The organism is Microvirga sp. P4_G7 (assembly GCF_056401005.1).
In genome coordinates, this window is record NZ_JBFUKD010000837.1 from 1 (window position 1) to 1,407 (window position 1,407).

General features: G+C 57.5%; 4 protein-coding genes. 2 read left to right on the top strand and 2 right to left on the bottom strand.

From position 1 onward, the window contains the following. Nucleotides 1–279, bottom strand: a 279-nt coding sequence (locus tag AC1DT3_RS21155; RefSeq protein WP_477467155.1) for a helix-turn-helix transcriptional regulator, incomplete at its 3' end; no start/stop codon positions are given. 94 nt (nt 280–373) lie between these two features. On the opposite strand from AC1DT3_RS21155, the gene AC1DT3_RS21160 reads away from it, so the two are divergent. Continuing rightward, the gene (locus AC1DT3_RS21160; RefSeq protein WP_477467156.1) at nt 374–592 is read left to right on the top strand and encodes a hypothetical protein; all 219 of its coding nucleotides are present in this window, start codon (nt 374–376) and stop codon (nt 590–592) included. Nucleotides 593–670: 78 nt separating this feature from the next. Here AC1DT3_RS21160 and AC1DT3_RS21165 read toward each other — a convergent pair whose 3' ends face one another. Beyond that, a complete protein-coding gene (locus tag AC1DT3_RS21165) occupies nt 671–904 on the bottom strand; it encodes a hypothetical protein (protein ID WP_477467157.1) in 234 nt (77 codons plus the stop codon). Nucleotides 905–1,222: 318 nt separating this feature from the next. On the opposite strand from AC1DT3_RS21165, the gene AC1DT3_RS21170 reads away from it, so the two are divergent. Continuing rightward, nucleotides 1,223–1,407: hypothetical protein (locus AC1DT3_RS21170; RefSeq protein ID WP_477467158.1), on the top strand; the 185-nt coding region annotated here is incomplete at its 3' end.

Below are 1,407 nucleotides of genomic sequence, written 5' to 3' on the forward strand. Positions count from 1 at the left end.
GCCCAGGTGCTCGCCTTCGGTCTCTATAGATCCACCAGCGCTGATCACTCCGATTACTCCGACTGAATTGCCGCCCTCGTTCTCTGAAACGATCACGCCGGGATCGACCCCAAACGCTTCAGCCGCACGGCGGATCCAAACGTCGGAAAGGCGACGGCCGCCCTTTTCGAACCCGCGCTCAAGCTTAACGTACTGATTCCGGGTGGTACCCATGGCCGCAGCCGTCTGGTCCTGAGACCAGCCGCGCGCCTCCCGAAGTTTTCGAAGATTGTTGCTCATCCTCGAAGTGTGCCCAAAACGGGTTCGCGCGCGAGTCCCCAAATTGGGCACAAATCTTCTTGACGAATGTGCCCACATTGGGCATGTTGAGGTCATGAAACTCGCTGATTACCTCCGTCGACATGAACTTTCGGAAAAAGAGTTCGCTCAGAAAAGCGGAAACGCCTTCTCAGAAGAAGCTGTTCGGAAATGGCGGTTTGGAATGCGCGTCCCGCGCCCCAAACAAATGGTGGTCATCCTCGCTGTGACGGACGGTCAAGTAACCGCGAACGATTTCTATTCGCCTCAGGCTCCTAGCGAAGGGATCGCCTGATGCGCCCCATCGGCAAGGCCCGCATGCGCTTTTGCGCCAAGCAGCAGTTCTGGTCGCTCACGCACGACGGTTGGGTCATCACCCATCCTTCCGCGACAGCAAGCGTTCGAGAACTCCGTCGAGGTGACGTTTGATGTCCTCTCGTCCCTCCATGTGCGCGCGGATGTACGGGCCGGTCGTTGAGATCGAAACCTCTTCTGCGGTCATCAGCCCCGCGCCGAGCAAGTCGCTCACAAGGCTTTCGAAAAGCTGCAGCGCGAGTTCGGCTTTGTCGTCGGTCGTCAGTTCAACCGTTCCTACTGCTCTTCGCATCTCACACATCGTTCAGTCCCTCCGCCAACTGCTGAACCTGATCATGCGGACGGATGGAGATTCCTTCAAAGCAATCGTTTCGGGAAACCTTGCATGAACACGCGYTCCTACCTTCGYGAMGAYCATCTCAYTTTGAAGGCSGCGTTTCGCACGTTGCTGAAGGAAGCGGGCGGGCCAAGCTAYGCGGCTGAAKCMATCACCCGRACSGATCCKGCSCGRCTCTCRCGCTACGGCAAYCCGAACGAGCAGATGTTCGCGCCKTTGGACGTCATTCGCGATCTYGAAGCKCATGTCGGGGAACCGATCGTCTCACGTGTGATGGCCGATCTCGCAGGCTTTGTCCTGGTCGAGAAGAAAGCCGCAGAGGTCAGTGTCAATCTCGACAATCATCTCGTGACCGTCGGCAAAGAGTTCAGCGAGCTGTTCGGAGAGATCGTCAACGCAAAACACGATGGAGTCCTCTCCCCTGATGAGTGCGACGCAATCATTCAGCAGTCCCGAGA

Excerpts from the sequence above, each read along its gene's own strand:
- AC1DT3_RS21160 (WP_477467156.1), top strand. The coding sequence starts at position 374 with ATGAAACTCGCTGATTACCTCCGTCGACATGAACTTTCGGAAAAAGAG.
- AC1DT3_RS21165 (WP_477467157.1), bottom strand. The coding sequence starts at position 904 with ATGCGAAGAGCAGTAGGAACGGTTGAACTGACGACCGACGACAAAGCC.